The 19,138-nt window shown below is 69.6% G+C and carries 17 protein-coding genes; 6 read left to right on the top strand and 11 right to left on the bottom strand.

Annotated elements, in window-relative coordinates; all coding sequences use genetic code 11:
- Positions 1-125 precede the first annotated feature (125 nt).
- Complete coding sequence (locus tag ACFTZB_RS19265) at positions 126-998, bottom strand: aminodeoxychorismate lyase (RefSeq protein ID WP_378433556.1); 873 nt, start codon at positions 996-998, stop codon at positions 126-128.
- A gap of 62 nt (positions 999-1,060) precedes the next feature.
- On the opposite strand from ACFTZB_RS19265, the gene ACFTZB_RS19260 reads away from it, so the two are divergent.
- The 4 genes from ACFTZB_RS19260 (at position 1,061) to ACFTZB_RS19245 (ending at position 4,179) form a co-directional block, all read left to right on the top strand.
- The gene (locus ACFTZB_RS19260) at positions 1,061-2,182 is read left to right on the top strand and encodes a YgfZ/GcvT domain-containing protein (RefSeq protein ID WP_378433555.1); all 1,122 of its coding nucleotides are present in this window, start codon (positions 1,061-1,063) and stop codon (positions 2,180-2,182) included.
- On the top strand, positions 2,179-2,847 hold the full coding sequence (locus tag ACFTZB_RS19255) for an MOSC domain-containing protein (RefSeq protein WP_378433554.1): 669 nt from the start codon (positions 2,179-2,181) through the stop codon (positions 2,845-2,847). The genes ACFTZB_RS19260 and ACFTZB_RS19255 overlap by 4 nt, the downstream gene beginning before the upstream one ends.
- Positions 2,844-3,797: an asparaginase gene (locus ACFTZB_RS19250; protein WP_378433553.1), complete on the top strand. Its 954-nt coding sequence runs from the start codon at positions 2,844-2,846 to the stop codon at positions 3,795-3,797. Before ACFTZB_RS19255 ends, ACFTZB_RS19250 begins: the two co-directional genes overlap by 4 nt.
- Before the next feature lie 181 nt (positions 3,798-3,978).
- Positions 3,979-4,179, top strand: a complete 201-nt coding sequence (locus ACFTZB_RS19245; protein WP_005244376.1) for a DUF3073 domain-containing protein — start codon at positions 3,979-3,981, stop codon at positions 4,177-4,179.
- 112 nt (positions 4,180-4,291) lie between these two features.
- Here ACFTZB_RS19245 and purM read toward each other — a convergent pair whose 3' ends face one another.
- The 9 genes from purM to ACFTZB_RS19200 form a co-directional block, all read right to left on the bottom strand.
- A complete protein-coding gene (gene purM, locus ACFTZB_RS19240) occupies positions 4,292-5,371 on the bottom strand; it encodes a phosphoribosylformylglycinamidine cyclo-ligase (protein ID WP_005244377.1) in 1,080 nt (359 codons plus the stop codon).
- Positions 5,372-5,491: 120 nt separating this feature from the next.
- Complete coding sequence (gene purF / locus ACFTZB_RS19235; RefSeq protein ID WP_378433552.1) at positions 5,492-7,075, bottom strand: amidophosphoribosyltransferase; 1,584 nt, start codon at positions 7,073-7,075, stop codon at positions 5,492-5,494.
- A gap of 209 nt (positions 7,076-7,284) precedes the next feature.
- Positions 7,285-7,671 carry a sterol carrier family protein gene (locus tag ACFTZB_RS19230; protein ID WP_378433551.1) on the bottom strand — a complete coding sequence of 129 codons (387 nt, stop codon included), beginning with the start codon at positions 7,669-7,671 and terminating at the stop codon, positions 7,285-7,287.
- 4 nt (positions 7,672-7,675) lie between these two features.
- A complete protein-coding gene (locus ACFTZB_RS19225) occupies positions 7,676-8,320 on the bottom strand; it encodes a CPBP family intramembrane glutamic endopeptidase (protein ID WP_378433550.1) in 645 nt (214 codons plus the stop codon).
- Positions 8,317-10,086 carry an alpha/beta hydrolase gene (locus ACFTZB_RS19220; protein WP_378433549.1) on the bottom strand — a complete coding sequence of 590 codons (1,770 nt, stop codon included), beginning with the start codon at positions 10,084-10,086 and terminating at the stop codon, positions 8,317-8,319. The genes ACFTZB_RS19225 and ACFTZB_RS19220 overlap by 4 nt, the downstream gene beginning before the upstream one ends.
- A 3-nt stretch (positions 10,087-10,089) precedes the next feature.
- Positions 10,090-12,411: a phosphoribosylformylglycinamidine synthase subunit PurL gene (purL, locus tag ACFTZB_RS19215; RefSeq protein WP_378433548.1), complete on the bottom strand. Its 2,322-nt coding sequence runs from the start codon at positions 12,409-12,411 to the stop codon at positions 10,090-10,092.
- 144 nt (positions 12,412-12,555) lie between these two features.
- On the bottom strand, positions 12,556-13,839 hold the full coding sequence (locus tag ACFTZB_RS19210) for a M18 family aminopeptidase (protein ID WP_378433547.1): 1,284 nt from the start codon (positions 13,837-13,839) through the stop codon (positions 12,556-12,558).
- 24 nt (positions 13,840-13,863) lie between these two features.
- Positions 13,864-14,217: a VOC family protein gene (locus ACFTZB_RS19205; RefSeq protein WP_378433546.1), complete on the bottom strand. Its 354-nt coding sequence runs from the start codon at positions 14,215-14,217 to the stop codon at positions 13,864-13,866.
- Between the two features lie 40 nt (positions 14,218-14,257).
- A complete protein-coding gene (locus ACFTZB_RS19200; RefSeq protein ID WP_378433545.1) occupies positions 14,258-15,457 on the bottom strand; it encodes a macrolide family glycosyltransferase in 1,200 nt (399 codons plus the stop codon).
- 100 nt (positions 15,458-15,557) lie between these two features.
- Here ACFTZB_RS19200 and ACFTZB_RS19195 point away from each other — a divergent pair, with 100 nt between their 5' ends.
- Complete coding sequence (locus ACFTZB_RS19195; protein WP_378433544.1) at positions 15,558-16,148, top strand: TetR/AcrR family transcriptional regulator; 591 nt, start codon at positions 15,558-15,560, stop codon at positions 16,146-16,148.
- A gap of 7 nt (positions 16,149-16,155) precedes the next feature.
- Here the strand turns inward: ACFTZB_RS19195 and malQ are convergent, their stop codons facing one another.
- Positions 16,156-18,261 carry a 4-alpha-glucanotransferase gene (gene malQ / locus ACFTZB_RS19190; protein ID WP_378433543.1) on the bottom strand — a complete coding sequence of 702 codons (2,106 nt, stop codon included), beginning with the start codon at positions 18,259-18,261 and terminating at the stop codon, positions 16,156-16,158.
- A gap of 195 nt (positions 18,262-18,456) precedes the next feature.
- On the opposite strand from malQ, the gene ACFTZB_RS19185 reads away from it, so the two are divergent.
- A complete protein-coding gene (locus ACFTZB_RS19185; protein ID WP_378433542.1) occupies positions 18,457-19,104 on the top strand; it encodes a HemK2/MTQ2 family protein methyltransferase in 648 nt (215 codons plus the stop codon).
- The last annotated feature ends 34 nt before the right edge of the window (positions 19,105-19,138 follow it).

The following is a 19,138-nucleotide window of genomic DNA, read 5'->3' as shown; positions in this document are numbered from 1 at the left end:
CGAAACTGGGCCCGTAGGACAGGCTTCAGGGCCGGAGCGTGGGCTTCCGCCCGACCCTTGAAAACAACGTACTGCGGGGTCGTTTCCCCCGCAGGACTTTGCTACTACGAAATGTAGTAGACCTGTCAAGCCTCCGCGGACTCGGCTCCCGACGTCTCGACCGCGAGGTCGACCAGCTCCACGATCTCGTCGGCGAGGGGCGCGTCCGGCAGCGCGAGGCCGTCGATCTTGCGCACCCGGGCAGCCATGGTGATGCTGGAGATGAGCCAAACACCTTCCGCCGTAATGAGATCCGCCGGACGCAGCGCCGCGTACTCGCAGCGGAACCCCTTGCCGGACGCCACCTCGTAGAGGGCCTGCTGGGTGGTGCCCGGCAGAATTCCGTGCTCCGGCGGCGGCGTCAGGAGCGTCTTCTCGCGGGCGATGACCACCGTGGAACGTGGCCCTTCCAACACGTTGCCCTCACTACTGACGAAGATCACATCGTCGGCCCCGAACGTGGCCGCGTACCGCAGGGCGGCCATGTTCGTGGCATACGACAAGGTCTTCGCCCCGAGCAGCTGCCACGGCGCGCTCGCCGACAGATCCACCGAATAGCCCCGGGCCAGTGTGAGTACCGACACTCCGTCGCGCCGCGCGGCCAGGATCCGGTCGGAGACCGGCCCGACGGTGACGAAGGCGGTCGCGTCGCCGCCGGACTCCCGGCCGCGGCTGAGCACGAGGCGCATCGCGCCCTCCCGCTCGGACCCCCACTCCTCGACCGCCAACTCCAACGCCAACCGCCAGTCGTCCAGGTCCTGCACCGGCAGGCCGAGGGCCCGCGCCGACGCGACCAGTCGAGTGAGGTGCGGCTCCACCTTCAGTGCACGACCGCCGCGCACCAACAGCGTCTCGAAGACACCGTCACCGCGCACCACCGCCAGATCGTCCGCGTGCAGCAGCGGGGCATCCGCGTCGCGCACCTCGTGGTCCAGTGTCACCAGCACTCGATCAGACATGAGACCCAGCCTATCGACCCTGCTGACCGCCACCCGAGGTCCATGGTCCCTAGACTGGGTTCGTGGTCGACAAACTGCCCGTCTCACCCAGTCCACTCGTCACGGCCCCTGGTGCGGTCCCCGCGCCCGAAGGCTCCCCCGACGCCGGCGTCGCCTGGCACCACGGCGATCCGCTCGGCGAACAACGCAGCGCCGAGCGTTCCGCGGTGGTCGTCGACCGCTCCCACCGGTTCGTCATCGCGATCAGCGGACCCGAACGACTCACCTGGCTGCACACCATCTCCAGCCAGCACGTCGCCGCGCTCGCCGACGGCTCGAGCGCCGAGAACCTCAGCCTCGACGTCAACGGCCGCGTCGAACACCACTTCGTCCAGACCGACCTCGACGGCGTCACCTGGATCGACACCGAAGCCGACCGCGGACCCGACCTTCTCTCGTTCCTCACCAAAATGGTGTTCTGGTCCAAGGCCGAGCCCCGCGACGGCAACGAACTCGCCGTCCTCAGTGTGATCGGCCCCGACGCCACGGCCGTCCTCGACGCCGCCGGGGTCGCCGTGCCCGCCGAGCCGTATGCCGCGGCCGCAGTGGCCGGCGGCGGTTTCGTCCGCCGCATGCCGTGGCCGACCGCCGACTCCTTCGACCTGCTGGTCCCGCGGGAAGGCCTCGCGACGTGGTGGGGCCGGCTCACCTCCGCCGGCGCCGCCCCCGCCGGAACGTGGGCGTTCGAGGCACTCCGGGTGGCTGCCGTGCGTCCCCGGATCGGGCTCGACACCGACGACCGCACCATCCCGCACGAGGTCCGCTGGATCGGCGGTCCCGCCGAGCACGGCGCCGTCCACCTCGAGAAGGGCTGCTACCGCGGTCAGGAGACCGTCGCCCGCGTCCACAACCTCGGCAAACCGCCGCGGCACCTGGTCCTGCTGCACCTCGACGGCAGCGCCGAGGGCAGGCCGGAACCGGGTGACCCGGTGACGGCGGGCGGCCGCGCGGTCGGACGGATCGGCACGGTGATCGACCACCACGAACTCGGCCCCATCGCGCTGGCCCTCGTCAAACGGTCCGTCCCCACCGACACCGAATTGGTGACCGGCCCGTGCGCGGCGTCCATCGACCCCGACTCCGTACCCGTCGACGACGCGGTCCAGGCGGGCCGCGCCGCCGTCGACCGGCTCCGCGGCCGGTGAGCGGGACGACCGCGGCGGCCGGCGAGGTGCTGGCCGTCTGCGTGCTGCACACCGAACGCGACAGCGGCACCCGGCGGGTGACCCGCACGGCGATCGACAAGCGACCCGTCGACGGCCCGGTGTCCGTCACGACCGCCGGACTGGCCGGCGACCGTGTCTGCGACACCGAATACCACGGCGGGCCGTTCAAGGCCGTCTACGCGTACCAGGAGGACGAGGCACAGCGCTGGGCGACGGAACTCGGCCGGGAACTGCCCCCGGGATGGTTCGGCGAGAACCTCCGCCTGGACGGCATCGCCGCGAGCGACGCCGTGATCGGCGAGCGCTGGCGGATCGGCTCCACCGAACTGGAGGTGTCCGGCCCGCGAACACCGTGCGGCACGTTCGGCGTGTGGGCCGCCGAGCCGCGGTGGGTCAAGCGGTTCTCCGAACGCGGCGACACGGGCGCCTACCTGCGGGTGGTGACCGAGGGGTCGATCACCGCAGGCGACGCCGTCCACCGCATCCACGTGCCCGGGCACGGCGTCACCGTCCGCGATCTGTTCACCGGCCGCGACCCGGAACAATTCGTGGCTCTACTCGAACAGCAGGAGAACCTCGCTCCGACCGTCGCGGACAAGGCCCGCCGACGGATCGCCGGACTGGAAGTGCAGGTCACGTATTGAGCATCGAACTGGTCGAGGTCGTCCGTTCCGGATTCCGTGAGTGCGTCCACCGCGGTTCGGCGGTGATTCTGAGCGCGGACGGCGAGATCGCGCTCGCCCTCGGCGAGGTGCACACGCCGATCTACCCGCGGTCGTCGAACAAGCCGTGGCAGGCCGTGACGATGCTGAGGAACGGCTTCGAACCGACCAGTTCCGAAGAACTCGCGATCGCGACCGCATCCCACGAGGGCGAGTCGGACCACATCGAACTCGTCGAGCGGCTGCTCGCCCGGTACGGCCTCGACGAGGATCAGCTCCGGTGCCCCGCGGATCTACCCTCCAACGAGCTCGCCCGGGCCGAACTGCTGGCCGCCGGAGAACTCCCCCGCCCCGTGTACATGAATTGCTCCGGCAAGCACGCGGCGATGCTGGCCACCTGCCTGACCGCCGACTGGCCCCTGGACAGCTACCTGGAGCCGACGCATCCCCTGCAACTCGCGGTGGTCGAGACACTCGGCTCGATCAGCGGCGACGTCGACGCCGAACTCGGCATCGACGGATGCGGGCTGCCGATCGTCCCGCTGTCGCTGACGCACCTGGCGCGGGCGTTCGCGCGGCTCGTCACCGCCGAACCCGGATCCCCCGAACTCGCCGTCGCCGACGCCGTCCGCGAGCACCCCTATCTCGTCTCGGGTACCGGAAAGGACGACGCGCGCCTGATGCCGGTCGTACCCGGGCTGATGACGAAGGCCGGCGCCGACGGGGTCTACGCGGGCGCTCTCCCCGACGGCTCGGCGTTCGCGCTGAAGATCGACGACGGTCACGAACGGGCCCGGTTGCCCCTCGCCGCAGCACTTCTCCACCGGATGGGCGCCGAATGGACCGAGGATCTGGCGGCCCTCGCATCGCAGCCCGTGCTCGGCGGCGGCGTCCGGGTGGGGACGGTCCGGGCAATTCCGGGAGTGTTCTGAAGTCGAAATACCGGCATCGGGGCAGCTCGCGACCTCGATGAGACTAAACAGACACCTGTTCGGGGTGTGGATGGAAGCGCGAGGGACTTTTCCACGCTAGAGTGTGGGGCAGGAACTTACACACTCAAACGGGGCCGCCAAATTCCCCAGGCCGCCCCGCGAAAGCGCGAGGGGGTCAGCCATGGGCCGCGGCCGGGCTAAGGCAAAGCAGACCAAGGTTGCACGCGAGCTGAAGTACAGCGTACCGACCACGGATTTTGACAGCCTGCAACGAGAGCTCTCAGGTGGGTCGTCCAACTCGCATCGGGACGAGGTCTTCGCTGACCAGCGTGCCGACAGGGAGGGTCACTCCCGGGAGGACGACGACGACTGGCGGCGCTGAGATCTGAAGACACAGAAATGAGGGGGAGCCGATACCGGCTCCCCCTCATTTCCACATCTTCAGCCGGTCGGGGCCACTAGCTCGCCCCGTTCCGACCGACGGCGTCCGACCCTCAGAACCTCGGGTGATCGCCGGCGAGAATCGCGCGCTCGGCGGACACGTCGTGCGACTTCTTGATGCTGCCCAGCGTCCAGCAGTCGATGTGCCGCGCCGTCAGGACGGCCAGTGCACGATCGACGTCCTCGGGCGCCACGATCGCGACCATGCCGACGCCCATGTTGAACGTCTGCTCCATCTCGGCCCGCTCAACGCGTCCGCGCTGCGCGATCATCGCGAAGATCGGAGCGGGGCTCCACGTGCCGCGGTCGAGTTCGGCAACCAGGCCCTTCGGCATGACCCGCGCGAGGTTGTTGGCCAGTCCACCACCGGTGACGTGGCAGAACGTGCGCACGTCGGTCTCGGCGGCCAGCGCCAGGCAGTCCTTGGCGTAGATCTTCGTGGGCTCGAGCATCTCCTCACCCAGGGTGCGGCCGAACTCGTCGACGTGCGCCGTCAGGCTCATGTGATCGATCTCGAGCAGCACCTTGCGGGCCAGCGAGTAACCGTTGGAATGCAGACCGGACGAACCCATCGCGATCACGACGTCGCCGGGACGGACCCGGTCGGGGCCCAGCACCTGATCGGCCTCGACCACGCCGACACCGGTCGCGGACAGGTCGTAGTCGCCGTCCGCCATCACGCCGGGGTGCTCGGCCGTCTCGCCACCGAGCAGCGCGCACCCGGCCTGGATGCAGCCTTCGGCGATGCCGCTGACGAGTTCGGCGACCCGCTCCGGGACGACCCGCCCGACGGCGATGTAGTCCTGCAGGAACAGCGGCTCGGCGCCGCAGACGACGAGGTCGTCGACGACCATCGCGACCAGGTCGAGGCCCACGGTGTCGTGCTTGTCGAGTGCCTGGGCGACGGCGAGCTTGGTGCCCACACCGTCCGTGGACGCCGCGAGCAGCGGCTCCTTGTAGTCACCCTTGAGCGAGAACAGTCCCGCGAATCCACCGAGACCACCGAGAACCTCGGGACGGCTGGCGCGCTTGGCCAAGGGAGCGAAGAGTTCCACCGCCCGATCGCCTGCGGCGATGTCCACTCCTGCGGCGGCGTAGGACGCGCCAGGGCGACTTGTCGGATCCTCGGTCATGTGGTTGTTACTCCAGCCTTCTGTTGCTCGTCAAAATCGTGTCGGTCGGGCAATCGAGTGCTGTGATTGCGTCCTTACGGTACCGGAGTACGTTCTCCGGCCGGCTCCCGATGTACCGGCCTACGGCCGACTGAGGGCGTTCGCGTTGTCGTTCTCCCGCGTCGCGGGACCGCCTGCCGCGCTCTCGAGCATTCCCTCGAGAACGTTCTTTCCGATCGACGTCTCCGTCGGGAGCGCGATGGGGTACGTGCCGTCGAAGCAGGCCGCGCACAGTCGTGACGCCGGCTGTTCGGTGGCCGCGATCATGCCGTCGATGGAGATGTAGCCGAGGGTGTCGGCGCCGATGGAGCGGCGCACCCCTTCGAGCATCTCGTCGAAGCTGCCGGGCTCGCCGCTGCCGCCCGCACCGTTGGCGATCAACTCGGCCGGGGAGGCGAAGTCGATGCCGTAGAAGCAGGGCCACTTGACCGGCGGCGACGCGATCCGGACGTGGATCTCCAGGGCGCCTGCCTCGCGGAGCATCCGGATGAGCGCGCGCTGGGTGTTGCCGCGGACGATCGAATCGTCCACCACCACGAGGCGCTTGCCGCGGATGACTTCCTTCAGCGGGTTGAGTTTGAGGCGGATACCGAGCTGGCGGATCGTCTGCGAGGGCTGGATGAAGGTGCGGCCCACGTAGGCGTTCTTCATCAGACCCTGGCCGTACGGAATGCCCGACCCCTGCGCGTACCCGACCGCGGCGGGAGTGCCCGATTCGGGGACCGGGATGACGAGGTCGCCCTCGGCGGGGTGCTCGGTGGCGAGGCGACGACCGATCTCGACGCGGGTCGAGTGCACCGAACGTCCGCCGATGACGCTGTCCGGACGCGCCAGGTACACGTACTCGAACACGCAGCCCTTGGGCTCGGGGTTCGCGAAGCGGGAGGAGCGGACGCCGTCGGCGTCGATGGCGAGGAGTTCGCCGGGTTCGATGTCGCGGACGAACGACGCGCCGACGATGTCGAGTGCGGCCGTCTCGCTGGCCACCACCCAGCCGCGGTCCAGTCGTCCGAGGCACAGGGGGCGGATGCCGTGCGGGTCACGCGCCGCGTAGAGCGTGTGCTCGTCCATGAACGTGAGGCAGAACGCGCCGCGCAGCGTCGGCAGCAGCGTCATGGCCGCCTGCTCGATGGTGCTGTCCGCGGCGGCGTGCGCGAGGAGGGCGCCGACGACGTCCGAGTCGGACGTGGCGCCGCCGGGGCGCTTGTCGTTGACGAGGCCCGCCGCACGGGCGCGCTGCGCCAGTTCCGCCGTGTTGACGAGGTTGCCGTTGTGGCCGAGGGCGATGCCGCTGCCCGCCGCGGTGGTGCGGAAGATCGGCTGCGCGTTCTCCCACGTGGTCGAGCCCGTGGTGGAGTAGCGACAGTGACCGACGGCGACGTGGCCCGGCATCGCTGCCAGGGTCTGCTCGTCGAACACCTGGCTGACCAACCCGAGGTCCTTGAAGACCAGCACCTGCGAACCGTCGGCGACGGCGATGCCCGCCGCTTCCTGACCACGGTGCTGCAGGGCATAAAGCCCGTAGTAGGTGAGTTTCGCCACATCCTCTCCCGGCGCCCAGACGCCGAAGACTCCGCATTCTTCGCGGGGCTCGTTCTCGTCCTCGTCGGACGGGTTCGAAGAGAGAAGATTAGGACTGTGGACCGACAGATCGGCTCTGGTCACCGGGGTGCTCCCTGGGGATGGGCGTGTGAGGGGCAAGGTCAGTCTACGTGCCCCGCGCCGCAGCTTCGCCCACGGTGCCGATCGAACCGGTCCGACTCCCGGATCACCGGCCGAAAATGGACCAGTTTCGGTCCGGCAGCCGCGGCGTGATCGGGACGCCCCAGCGCGGAGGGAAGCCCGCAACGGCTGGTGCGCGGTGGCCGGGGTGACTACACGCGCAGCAGCGGCAGCCAGTGGGCGATCTCCCCGGCACGGCTCCCCGACACCGACACCTCGCCGCCGGACGTCGCGCCGTCGAAATCCAGTAGTCCCGTCACCAGCAGCAGCCACGTCCGCGGATCCGTCTCCACGACGTTGGGCGGGGTGCCGCGGGTGTGCCGGGGACCCTCGATGCACTGGACCGCGACGAACGGGGGAACCCGGACCTCCACGCTCGAACCGGGTGCCACCTGCTCGAGCGTCCGTGCGCTGAGCCGGACCGCCGCGGCCAGCCGGGTGCGGGACGGCTTCTCCTCGGTGTCGCCGCGCAACCACGGTCCGACGTCGAGTACGGCGGCTCTCAGTTCGGCGGGATCTACGGCTCGACGCGACGGCATACGCTCAATCTACTGCGCGGTCCCGCGCGGCCTCGGCGACCACCACCCCGCCGACGTTGACCGAAAGATGCAGCAGTGCAGGGGCTACGACGCTGCCGCTGCGCCGGCGCAACCACTCGAACAGCCACGCGGAGGAACCGGTGAGCAGCACGCTCGCGCCGATCGGGTCACCGGCGATCCGGGCCGCACGCACGTGCCACAGCCCGAACGCCACGGCGTGCAGGGCGTACGCGATGGTGGGTGTCCAGCCCCGGCGCAGCATCGCGGACAGGACGCTGCGGAACAGCAGTTCCTCGTGCGCGACGGTCCCCACGGGGATCCGGAACCCCACCCAGCCGGCGACATCGGTGGCGCGGTCGCCGGTCGGAATCCGCCTGCGCGCGGCGGGCACGCTCAGCGCGATCGCGTATCCGCCGAGCGGGATCACCGACGCCACCGCGCCGTACCGCAGCCCGGTCCGCACCGCCGGCGCGGACAGCCCGAGTTCGTCGACGCCGTACCCCGCCGCCCTGGCGGCGCCCACCACCGACAGCCCGAGTACGCCGCCCGCGACGGCCCGCCCGTACGGGCCGAGCCCCGAACCGGGCAGCACCACGTTGTTCCACAGCACGGCCGCCGCCGCACCGGCCACGGAGGCGAGCCTGGTCACTTCTCCGGACCCTCCGTCCCGGCGAGGGATTCGAGGGTGGACCGGACGCGTTCGGTGTCGGCGGGCGTCCACCCCTCGGGCTGCGCGACGGTGATCCAGCCGTCGAGGACGAGGGTCCCGTAATTGTGGCCGTGCCCGTCCGGCACGCCGGCGGCATTCGTGAGGTCGGCGGACACCTGCCAGAACGTCACGAACGGAAACCATTTCATCGACGGCGAACGATCGTCGCCCGGCGGTTCCTTCAACCAGTCGGGGCGGGTGAACGCGAGGTCGGGCGACCACCACACGACGGGATCGGACGGGTGCTGGACGTACAGGATGCGCGGCGACAACCACTCCCCCGGGTCTTCGACCATGTCGGCGGAGTCGTCGGCGAACCGCACCACCAGACCCGCCGCGTACTCGGGGTCGACCTCGGGAGTGCCGGGGTCGCGGCGCTGAACCAGCTGACCCCACAGCCGGTTCGAGTTGGGCGGCCCGACCCACAGCACGCCGTCGACGGTCTGCCGGATGTCGCTCAGCGTGTCGAAGGCGCCCTCGCCGGCCTGGGTGCCGAGACTTTCGCCGTAGACGAGCAGCTTGGGGCGGGTTTCCTCGGGTTCCTGCAACCACCGTTCGTGCACCCGGTCGATCAGCATCTTTCCCGCCTCGGCGGCCTTCTCCCGGTCTGCGAGGAACGAGATCCAGCTCGGCAGGAACGAGTACTGGCTCGCCACCAATGCTGTGTCGCCGTTGTGGACCAACTCGATCGCCTGCGCCGCAGTGGGATTGACCCAGCCCGTGCCGGTGGTGGGGATGACGACGAGGACCTTGCGGGCGAACGCGCCGGTCCGCTCGAGTTCGTCGATGACGATGTCCATGCGTTCGTCAGGGTCCTCGGCGGTCTCGAGTCCGGCGTAGACCCGGATCGGATCCTTCGCCGGGGTGCCGTTGGCCGCCGTGAGTTCGTCGGCGTCGAGGCCGCGGGACACGAAGTTCCGGCCCTCGTAGCCGAGGGTGTCCCAGGGCGCCAGCGACTCCGGGCTGCCCGACTTCTCCGGATCGAGCGGCTGTTCGACACCGTCGCGGGTCGTCGAATTCTGCAGACTGAACGCCGCATTCGTCGCGGCGTAGACGCCGCGCATCAGGACACCGTCGACGAGCAGGAAGAACAGCACCGTCACGATGAGGATGCCGACGGTGGTGGCCGTCGGGATCGCGAGGTGCCATCGCCGGATGAGTCGTCCCGCGATCCACCGCACCAGTTCGCGGGCCAGTCGCCACACCGAGATGACCGCCGCACCCACGAGCAGGCTCAGACCGCCCGTGCGGATGTAGCCGGTGGTGGTGGTGCCCTCCGCCCCCATCAGCGCGGCGAGTTCCCGCTGCCACGCCGCGGAGTACGCGAGCATCACGAGGCTGACGACCACGCACGTCACCGTCACGAGCACGCGCAGGCCGGTCGACCACGGTTCCGGCAGCGGCCACCACGACCGGTTCTTCAGGACGTAGCGGCGGGCCAGCCAGCCGATCGCGGTACCCACCGCATACCCGATCGCGGCGTTGATGCCGCCGATCAGCCCCTGGAACAACCAGTCGCGGGGCAGCAGCGACGGCGTCAGCGACCAGCAGAAGAACAGCGTCGCGAACGCGATACCGGTGAAGTCGAGGCGAAGGAAACGCCAGGTCCGGTCGAGCCGGGGACCGTGGAGGAGTGCAGGATCGACTAGCCGCGAGAGTTCCCGCGGCCCCCTGTCAACCCTCTCCAATGCCCCCGATTCGACCATTCATCACCCGAACAATGCCGGCAGAGTTCCCTCGAACGTCGTACGCAGCTCGGCCAGCGAGACCGAGAACTGGCCCTGGACCTCGACGGAATCGGACCCCTCGTCCACCACACCGATACGCACCCACGGCAGATTACGGGCCGTGCACATACCGGTAAAGCGAGTTTCCTCGGTACGCGGAACCGCGACCAGCACCCGGCCCGACGACTCCGAGAACAGCGTCACGAACGGATCCGCGTCCTCGGGAAGCAGGATCCGGCAGCCCGTCTCCCCGGCCAGCGCGGCCTCGACGACGGCCTGCGCCAGACCCCCCTCGGACAGGTCGTGCGCCGCCGACACCAGACCGTCGCGGGACGCCGCCAGCAGGATGTCGGCCAGCAACTGCTCCCGGGCGAGGTCGACCTTCGGCGGGACGCCGCCGAGGTGGCCGTGCTCGACCTGCGACCAGATGGACCCGTCGAACTCGTCGCGGGTCTCGCCGAGCAGGATCAGCGTCTCGCCCGGTTCCAGCCCGAGACCGGTCGGGATGCGCCGGTGCACGTCGTCGATGACACCGAGCACCGCCACCACCGGGGTCGGCAGGATCGCGGTCGACCCGGTCTGGTTGTAGAAGCTGACATTGCCGCCGGTGACCGGGATACCCAGCGCCGCGCAGCCGTCCGCCAGACCGCGGACCGCCTGCTGGAACTGCCACATCACGCCCGGGTCCTCCGGGGACCCGAAGTTCAGGCAGTTACTGACGGCCTTGGGAGTGGCGCCGGTGACGGCGACGTTGCGGAACGCCTCCGCGAGCGCCAGCTGCGCACCGGCGTACGGATCCAGCGCGGTGTAGCGGCCGGACGCGTCGGTGGCGAGCGCGATGCCGCGGCCCGTCTTCTCGTCGACCCGGATCACCCCGGAGTCGGCGTTCTCGGCCAGGACGGTGTTGCCGCGCACGTACCGGTCGTACTGCTCGGTGATCCACTTGCGGCTGCACAGAGCCGGGGACGCAAGCATCTTCAGCAGCGTCGCCTTCAGCTCCTCGGCGGACTCCGGGCGCGTCAGGCCGGCGGTGGTATTCGCGACCAGCGCGTCCTGGCTCGCGGGACGCTGCACCGGGCGCTCGTACACCGGGCCCTCGTGCGCGACGGTGCGCGGCGGCACATCGACGACGGTCTCGCCGTGCCAGGAGATCGTCAGCCGCTCACCGTCGGTGACCTCACCGATGACGGTGGCGAGCACGTCCCACTTCTTGCAGACCTCCATGAACGCGTCCACGTTCTCCGGGGTGACGACCGCGCACATGCGTTCCTGCGACTCGCTGGAGAGCACCTCGGCGGCGGTCATGCCGGTGGCTCGCATCGGGACCTGCTCGAGGTTGATGTGCATGCCGCCGTCGCCGGCCGCGGCCAGCTCGGACGTGGCGCAGGACAGCCCGGCCCCGCCCAGGTCCTGGATGCCGACCACCAGCTTCGCGGCGTACAGCTCGAGACAGCACTCGATGAGCACCTTCTCGGTGAACGGGTCACCCACCTGCACCGCCGGCAGCTTCTTCCGGCTTTTCGATGCTCCAGCTCCGCCTTCGGCTTCGTGTTCGTCCCCACTTTCGTCGCCGTCGAACGTCTCCGACGCCAGCACGGACACGCCGCCGATGCCGTCGAGGCCGGTGCGCGCACCGAACAGGATGATCTTGTTGCCGGCGCCGGACGCGAACGCGAGGTGCAGGTCCTCGACGCGCATCGTGCCGGCGCACAGGGCGTTGACCAGGGGGTTACCGGCGTACGACTCGTCGAAGACGGTCTCGCCGCCGATGTTGGGGAGGCCGAGCGAGTTGCCGTAGCCGCCGACACCGCGCACCACACCGTCGACGACGCGACGGGTGTCGGGGGCATCCGCAGCACCGAAACGCAGCTGGTCCATCACGGCGATGGGCCGCGCGCCCATGGCCATGATGTCGCGGACGATGCCGCCGACGCCGGTGGCCGCGCCCTGGTAGGGCTCCACGTAGGAGGGGTGGTTGTGGCTCTCGACCTTGAACGTGACCGCCCAGCCGTCGCCGATGTCGACGACGCCGGCGTTCTCGCCGATGCCCGCGAGCATCGAGGACCGCATCTCGTCGGTCGTGGTCTCACCGAAGTACCTCAGGTGCACCTTGGACGACTTGTAGGAGCAGTGCTCACTCCACATCACCGAGTACATCGCGAGCTCGGCCTCGGTGGGGCGCCGGCCCAGGATCTCCTTGATGCGGGCGTACTCGTCGTCCTTGAGACCCAGCTCCTTGAAAGGCTGTGCGACGTCGGGGGTCGCGGTGGCGGCGGTGACGGTATCGACCGGGTGTGCTGACACTGGAGGTGGGGTCCCTTCCCTACGGGAGTCAAGAGAGGCAAGCCGGGAGTCACGGTCGGCGCAAGCCGGGTGGCGACGAGCCGTACGTCAGTCTATCCGGCGGCTCGTTCCGGCACCGACCTGGCGCTCCTCGCCCCCTCCCCGTCACGCCGTCGGTGTGAGGAAGGCCGCAAGGGCGTCGGAATAGGCCCGCACGTCACGGGCGCCCATCAGCTCCCGCGAGGAATGCATTCCGAGCTGCGCGGCGCCGACGTCGACGGTGCTCAGCCCCGTCCTGGACGCGGTGATCGGGCCGATGGTCGAACCGCACGGCAGATCGGACCGGTGCACGTACCGCTGCAGCGGCACACCGGCCTGATCGCAGGCGAGCGCGAACGCCCCGGCCCCGGCCGCGTCGGTGGCGTAGCGCAGGTTCTGGTTGACCTTGAGCACCGGTCCCCCGTTGACGGCGATGTGGTGGGCGGGCTCGTGCCGGTCCGGGTAGTTGGGGTGGGTCGCGTGCGCCATGTCCCCGGACGCGCAGATCGACCCGGCCATCGTCTGCAGGAATTCTTCGCGACCACCGCCGCGGCCGAGGACGATGCGTTCGAGCACGGTGCTCAGGAGATCGGAGAACGCGCCCCGATCGGACATGCTCCCCACCTCCTCGTGATCGAACAGCGCGAGCACCGGCACCCGATCCCCGGGATTCTCGGCCGCCGCGAGCAGCGCCTGGGTGCCCGCGTAGCAGGTGCCCTGGTTGTCGAGCCGCGGCGCGCTGACGAGGTCCTGTTCGGTTCCGACCAGGGCGCTGGGCGCGAGATCGTGAGTCATCAGTTCCCACCCGAGCACCGCGTCGGCAGGAACCTCCGCCCGCTCGGCGACGAAGTCGATGAACGACCGGCGGTCGGCACCCACGCCCCACACGCCGTTGAGGTGACGCTGCGGATCGAGGTGCACGCCCTTGCGGTCCTCGGACAGGTGGATGGCCAGTTGCGGGACGCGCAGGATCGGTTCGTCGACGCGGACGAGCTTCTCCTCCACAGCGTTGCCTGCCCGCACGCTCAGTCGCCCGGAGATGCCCAGGTCGCGGTCGAGCCACGAGTTGAGCCACGCGCCGCCGTACGGTTCGAGGCCCACCAGCTGCCACCCCGCCGACGAGAGGTCGGGGTGCTGCTTGACGCGCAGGTTCGGGCTGTCGGTGTGCCCGCCGACGATGCGGAACGGCGCCGTCCGGCCCATCCCCTCGGTGCTCCAGGCGATGAGGGATCCGCCGCGCACCAGGAAGTACCGGCCGGGCTCGCCGGGCCACGAGTCGGTCTCGTGCAACTCGGCGAAACCGCTGCCGGTCAGCAACATCGACACCGTCGCGCACACATGGAACGGCGACGGTGAGGCATCGACGAAGGTGCAGAGTCCCTGGGCGTCGGCCCACGTGGTGGAAGACATGGGTCAATCATGCAGGACCCGCTGTCACGGGTGGGGACCCGAGACGCAGAACTGGTTGCCGTCGGGATCGGCGAGAGTGACCCATCGGAAATCGCCCATCTCGTGCCGCCCGACCTCCGTCGCGCCGTCGGCACTCAGCCTGCCGACCTCGCCGTCGAGATCTTCGGACGCCAGGTCGAGGTGGATGCGGTTCTTCCCCGGAGTGGGATCGTCGACCTTCTGGAACGCCAGCTTCTGCGCGGAATCCGGGAGGGCGACGACGTAGAACCAGCCGTCGTTCTCCTGCTCGACCGTGCCTGCCGTCTGCTTCGCCCACCAGTTCGCGAGCGGCCCCGGATCGGTGGTGTCGAACGTGATCATGCCGAGTGTGAGTGCCATGCCCGCACAGTAGCCGTGACCACCGACACGTTTCGCGGCTTCACAGGAACTCCTCAATGACCCGGACGGCGGCGTCCACGCCACCGGCAGAACGCAACTCGGCGGCGAGTTCCGCGCTGCGGCGACGGACCGGTTCGGCGTCGACCCGGGCGAGCGCGTCCCGCAGTTCGGCCGCGGAGACGTCCGAACTGTCCACGCGCACCGCCACTCCCGCGGCGACGAGCGCGTCGGCGTTCTCGAACTGGTCGGTGGCCTGCGGCGCGGCGATCATCGGGGTCCCCGTGAACATGCCCTCGCTGGACCCGCCCATGCCTGCGTGGGTGAGGAACGCGTCGGCCTGCCCCAGGATGTCGAACTGCGGCACCCAGCGGTGGACTTCGACGTTGCCGGGCACGGCGCCGAGTTCACCGACGTCGACGTGTTGCCCGATCTGCAGGACGACGTGCCAGCCGTCGAGGTCGCCGAACGCCTCGATGCAGCGGCGGTAGAAGTCGGCGTGATCGGTGAACGCGGTGCCGAGCGAGACGAGCAGCACCTTGTGCGCGCCCGCCGGACGCTCCCACCGGCCTTCGGCGGGCCGCCGGGTGGGCAGCGCCGGTCCGACGAATGTGTAGACGTCCTCGTCGACCCGGTCGGCGTGGGGCTGCATCGATTTCGCGATCAGCACCACCGCCCGGGCCGGGCGCCCGTAGAACTCGTCCGGGTCGGTCGCGACCCCGTTGTCCCGCAGCAGTTTCCCCTGCCGCTCGTACAGCGCGGCACCGCGCGGGTCGGCCCGCATGGTGTCCACGAACGACTTCATGTCGTCCTCGTAGCCCTCCCAGGCGACGTACGTCGGCGACAGTTGCACGATCGGCACGTTCCATTCCTCGGCGAGGACGCGGGCGGGGCCTCCCGCGATGTCGTAGAGGAACAGGTCGGGGCGGTCGTCCTCGTACAGTCTCCGCAGTTGCGGCAGCATCGACTCGTACTCGGCCTGGAACAGGGTGAGGTGATCGATGGTGTCGCCGTCCCAGGACTTTCCGGACTCGTCCGCCGCGCCCGCGGTGTTCACGCGCGGCAACGTCGAGGCGTACTCCTTGAATTCTGCCCCGGTGCTCTCGACGACGTCCTTCACCGCGGCGTCGTTGGCGTACGTGACGCGGTGCCCGCGCCCGACGAGTTCTCGGAGAATCTCCAGGCTGGGGTTGACGTGCCCCGGCGCCGGGATGCTGACCATGGCGATGTGTGAGCGGGTCATCTTGATCCTTTCCGAGACGGAACGGTCCGTCTCGTTACATGATGGCACCGGACCACAGACGAGTCAAGACGATACGTCTCGTCTGGTCTAGGATCCGTTCATGCCGTCCGCCGACAATCCCCGCCGATCCGAACGGTCCCGCGGCGCGATCCTGCAGGCCACTCAGGAGCTGATCCGCGAACAGCCCTACGCGAAGATCAGCATCGAAGGCATCGCCGCACGCGCGAAGGTCGGGAAACAGACCATCTACCGCTGGTGGCGGTCCAAGGGCGCGCTCGTCGTGGACGCCCTGCACGAACAGAACGCGGCCGGCGCCCAGGAGGCCCTGGCCCTGCCCGACACCGGTGACCTCGCCGCGGACATGAAACTGGTGCTCCGCGCGACCGTCGACGAGTTCACGTCCCCCGATGTCGAACCGCTGTTCCGGGCGCTGTCCATCGAATCGCTGCAGGACCCAGCCCTGCGGGAACAGATCGTCGCACGGATCTACCGGCCGCAGTTCGAGTTCGTCGCGGCGCGGTTCCGCTCGGCGCAGGACGCCGGGCAGGTGCGACCCGACGTCGACCTCGCCCTGGCGTTCGAGTTGTTCATGGCGCCGATGTTCTACCGCTGGCAGTCCGGAGCCCATCCCCTCACCCACGAGCACGCGGACGCCGTCGTCGACCTGGCGATGCGCGCCCTCGCACCCTGAGCGCAGATCAGCGAACGTCTTCTACGAACCCGAAATCGCTGTGTGCCAGGTCCTCGACATGGACGGTGCGCCCGGACGCGTCGGCGAGCGGGATCTTCCAGTTCGCGTACTGGGTCGCGTCGGTGCCCGGCTGATTCTGGATGCGATACTCCCCCACCAGGTCGGCGAGCGCGACACCCGACAGCAGCGACGGACTCCGGCCGATCAGCCGGTACAGCGCCTTCACCGTGTCGGGGATCGACGCGTCCTCCGCCAGCAATCCGCGGTCGCGCGCCAGTCGCAGGACGGCCTCGCGTTGCTGCGCGTCGTGTTCCTTCTCGAGTTCGAGGTCCCGTTCGAGGAGCCCGAGCCGTGACCGCAGTTCGATGTGCTCGCCGGCGAGGTACCCGGCGGTCGGCGGAAGATCGTGCGTGGTCACGGATGTCAGGCACAGCGTCCGGTACTCCTCCGGCGGCGTCGGCCGCTCGCCGTCGTGCTCGAACCACAGGATCGACGTCCCGAGGATGCCGCGCTCGGCGAGGTAGTCCTGCACGGCGGGTTCGAATACCCCGAGATCTTCGCCGATCACGACGGCACCTGCCCGCTCCGCCTCGAGCGCGAGGATCCCGATGAGCGCCTCGTGGTCGTAGGTGACGTACGTTCCGTCCGCAGGCGTCTGCGCGTCGGCGGGGATCCACCACAGCCGGAACAGCCCCAGGATGTGGTCGACCCGCAGACCGCCCGCATGCTTCAGGACGGTGCGCAGCATATCGCGGTACGGGGCGTACCCCAGTTCGGCCAGTCGATCCGGCCGCCACGGCGGCTGATTCCACTGCTGGCCTTGCTGATTGAAGTCGTCGGGCGGAGCGCCGACGGTAATGCCCTCCGCCAGAGCCGTTCCCAGCGACCACGCGTCCGCACCCCCGCGCTGCACGCCGACGGCCAGGTCGTGCACGATCCCGATGTCCATGCCCGCCTCGCGGGCCGCGGCCTGTGCGGCGGAAAGCTGGTCGTCGCACACCCATTGCAGCCACGAGTAGAACTCGACCCGCGGCGCGAGCTTGCGCCGCTGCGCCTGCACCCAGTCACTGTCCGGCGCCTGCGCTTTCGTCCGCCATCGGGGATCGTCGGGCGGCAATTTCTCGGCGAGCGCACACCACGTCGCGAAATCCCGCAGCCCGTCACCCTCGACGCGGCAGAACACCTCGAACGCGTGCTGCCTGCTCGGGCTGCGCTCGACCCGGAAGATCCGTTCGAGCACCCGGAGTTTGGCCCGGTACGACGGGTTGCGCGCTATCCGGTCGGAGCGGTCGTTCGCCCGCGCGAATCGCGTTGCGGCGTCGCGCATCCGCGCATGGCGTCGCGTCGACAGGTACGCCGCCTCCGGGATGTCCTCGACGCGGACGTACAGCGGATTGACATACCGGCGGGTGGTCGGCAGGTACGGCGACGCCTCGATCGGTGGCCGGGGCTGCGCCGCATGCAGCGGATTGACGAGAACGTAGTCGGCGCCGTGGACGGAACCGAAGATCGACGCGAGATCCGCGAGGTCGCCGAAATCCCCCACACCCCAGGACCGACGCGACCGGATCGAGTACAACTGGGTGAGCACACCCCAGCGCCTGCGGTCGCGCAGCGCATCGGACGTCGACAACCGCGCCGGTGTCACCACGAGGGTGCACGACGAGGAGGTGCCCGAGGTGGACGCCCGCACCGTGTGCCACCCGCACGGAACCTCGGAGGGCACGGCGAACGTCGCGCGCCCCACCAGAACACCGTCGACCTCCCGCGGATCGACCCACACCTGGAGTTGGCGGGCCCGGACCGTCCCGCCCGACTCCGTGTCGATGGTGACGTCCACGTCCTCCCCGTGCGGGACGTGGACCACGAAACGGGTCTCGGATCCGTCCGTTCCGACGACGACGGGCGGCAGCATCCGCCGCCACGGCGCCACGTCGCGCTCGGACAGGGCGCACCGAACCTCGTCCTCCGTTCCGGCGGGGACGTCGAGCGCGGCGAGGACGCTGCGGAGCGTGTCGTCGCCCACGTCGTGATGCCGCTGATCCCAACCCCGGTACGACGTCGCCACCCCGTGCCGGGCCGCGAGATCACGCAACTGCTCGGTGTACGTCACCCGTCGATCGTGCCAGTTCGCCTCGGGTTCCGCGCGTCTTCCGGATCGCCGCCGCGGCCGTCGGACCCGCCGGCGTGATTGGCAGTGCGGCGGGTGGGGTAACTGTTCGGTAATCAGACGCACGGCGTCCACGGTGAGCGCCCGGTGGCACTCGGTTGGTCGACACCGATGCGCCCGGCAACCGAGGAGTCTTCAATGCTGCTACGTCTTCCCGGAGTCTATCGCCCGCAACACGATACGCAGTTGCTGGCCGGTGTCCTCGCGGCGGAGCCACTCGGTCCCCACTCCCGGGTACTCGATCTGTGTGCCGGGACCGGCGCGCTGAGCGTGGCCGCCGCGGCCGCCGGAGCGGGCCGGGTGACAGCGGTGGACGTGTCGCGGCGGGCGGCGATCAGCATCCGGCTCAATGCACTGGCCCGCGGGCACCGGATCCGGGTGATCCACGGCGACCTCACCGAACACGTCCGCGAAGACCGGTTCGACCTCGTCGTGTCCAACCCGCCGTACGTCCCGGCACCCGTCGACACCGTGCCCGACCGCGGTCCGGCGCGCGCCTGGGACGCGGGAAAGAACGGTCGCGCACTGCTCGACCGGATCTGCCTCCAGGCCCCCGACCTTCTCGTCGACGGCGGGGTTCTGCTGCTCGCGCAGTCCGGCCTGAGCGGAGTCGAGAAGACGCTGACGATGCTCGAGGAACAGAACATGACGGTCGACGTCGCCGCGACGGCCGAGATCCCGTTCGGACCCGTCCTCGTCGAACGGCGGGAGATGCTCGAGCGGCGAGGGCTCATCGAGGTCGGCCAGACGCTCGAGGAAATCGTGGTGATCCGCGCCGTCAGATAGGCATCGCCTGATGGCGCCGTGCGTGGCCGAGGCC

Origin of the sequence: Rhodococcus sp. NPDC057014, from assembly GCF_042673295.1 — a bacterium.
In the GTDB taxonomy this organism is placed as follows: domain Bacteria; phylum Actinomycetota; class Actinomycetes; order Mycobacteriales; family Mycobacteriaceae; genus Rhodococcus_F.
This window is presented reverse-complemented; position numbering and strand designations above follow the sequence as displayed.

Excerpts from the sequence above, each read along its gene's own strand:
- ACFTZB_RS19265 (WP_378433556.1), bottom strand. The coding sequence starts at position 998 with ATGTCTGATCGAGTGCTGGTGACACTGGACCACGAGGTGCGCGACGCG.
- ACFTZB_RS19195 (WP_378433544.1), top strand. The coding sequence starts at position 15,558 with ATGCCGTCCGCCGACAATCCCCGCCGATCCGAACGGTCCCGCGGCGCG.
- ACFTZB_RS19210 (WP_378433547.1), bottom strand. The coding sequence starts at position 13,839 with ATGTCTTCCACCACGTGGGCCGACGCCCAGGGACTCTGCACCTTCGTC.
- ACFTZB_RS19205 (WP_378433546.1), bottom strand. The coding sequence starts at position 14,217 with ATGGCACTCACACTCGGCATGATCACGTTCGACACCACCGATCCGGGG.
- purM (WP_005244377.1), bottom strand. The coding sequence starts at position 5,371 with ATGACCGAGGATCCGACAAGTCGCCCTGGCGCGTCCTACGCCGCCGCA.
- ACFTZB_RS19220 (WP_378433549.1), bottom strand. The coding sequence starts at position 10,086 with ATGGTCGAATCGGGGGCATTGGAGAGGGTTGACAGGGGGCCGCGGGAA.
- ACFTZB_RS19185 (WP_378433542.1), top strand. The coding sequence starts at position 18,457 with ATGCTGCTACGTCTTCCCGGAGTCTATCGCCCGCAACACGATACGCAG.
- ACFTZB_RS19245 (WP_005244376.1), top strand. The coding sequence starts at position 3,979 with ATGGGCCGCGGCCGGGCTAAGGCAAAGCAGACCAAGGTTGCACGCGAG.
- ACFTZB_RS19200 (WP_378433545.1), bottom strand. The coding sequence starts at position 15,457 with ATGACCCGCTCACACATCGCCATGGTCAGCATCCCGGCGCCGGGGCAC.
- ACFTZB_RS19230 (WP_378433551.1), bottom strand. The coding sequence starts at position 7,671 with ATGCCGTCGCGTCGAGCCGTAGATCCCGCCGAACTGAGAGCCGCCGTA.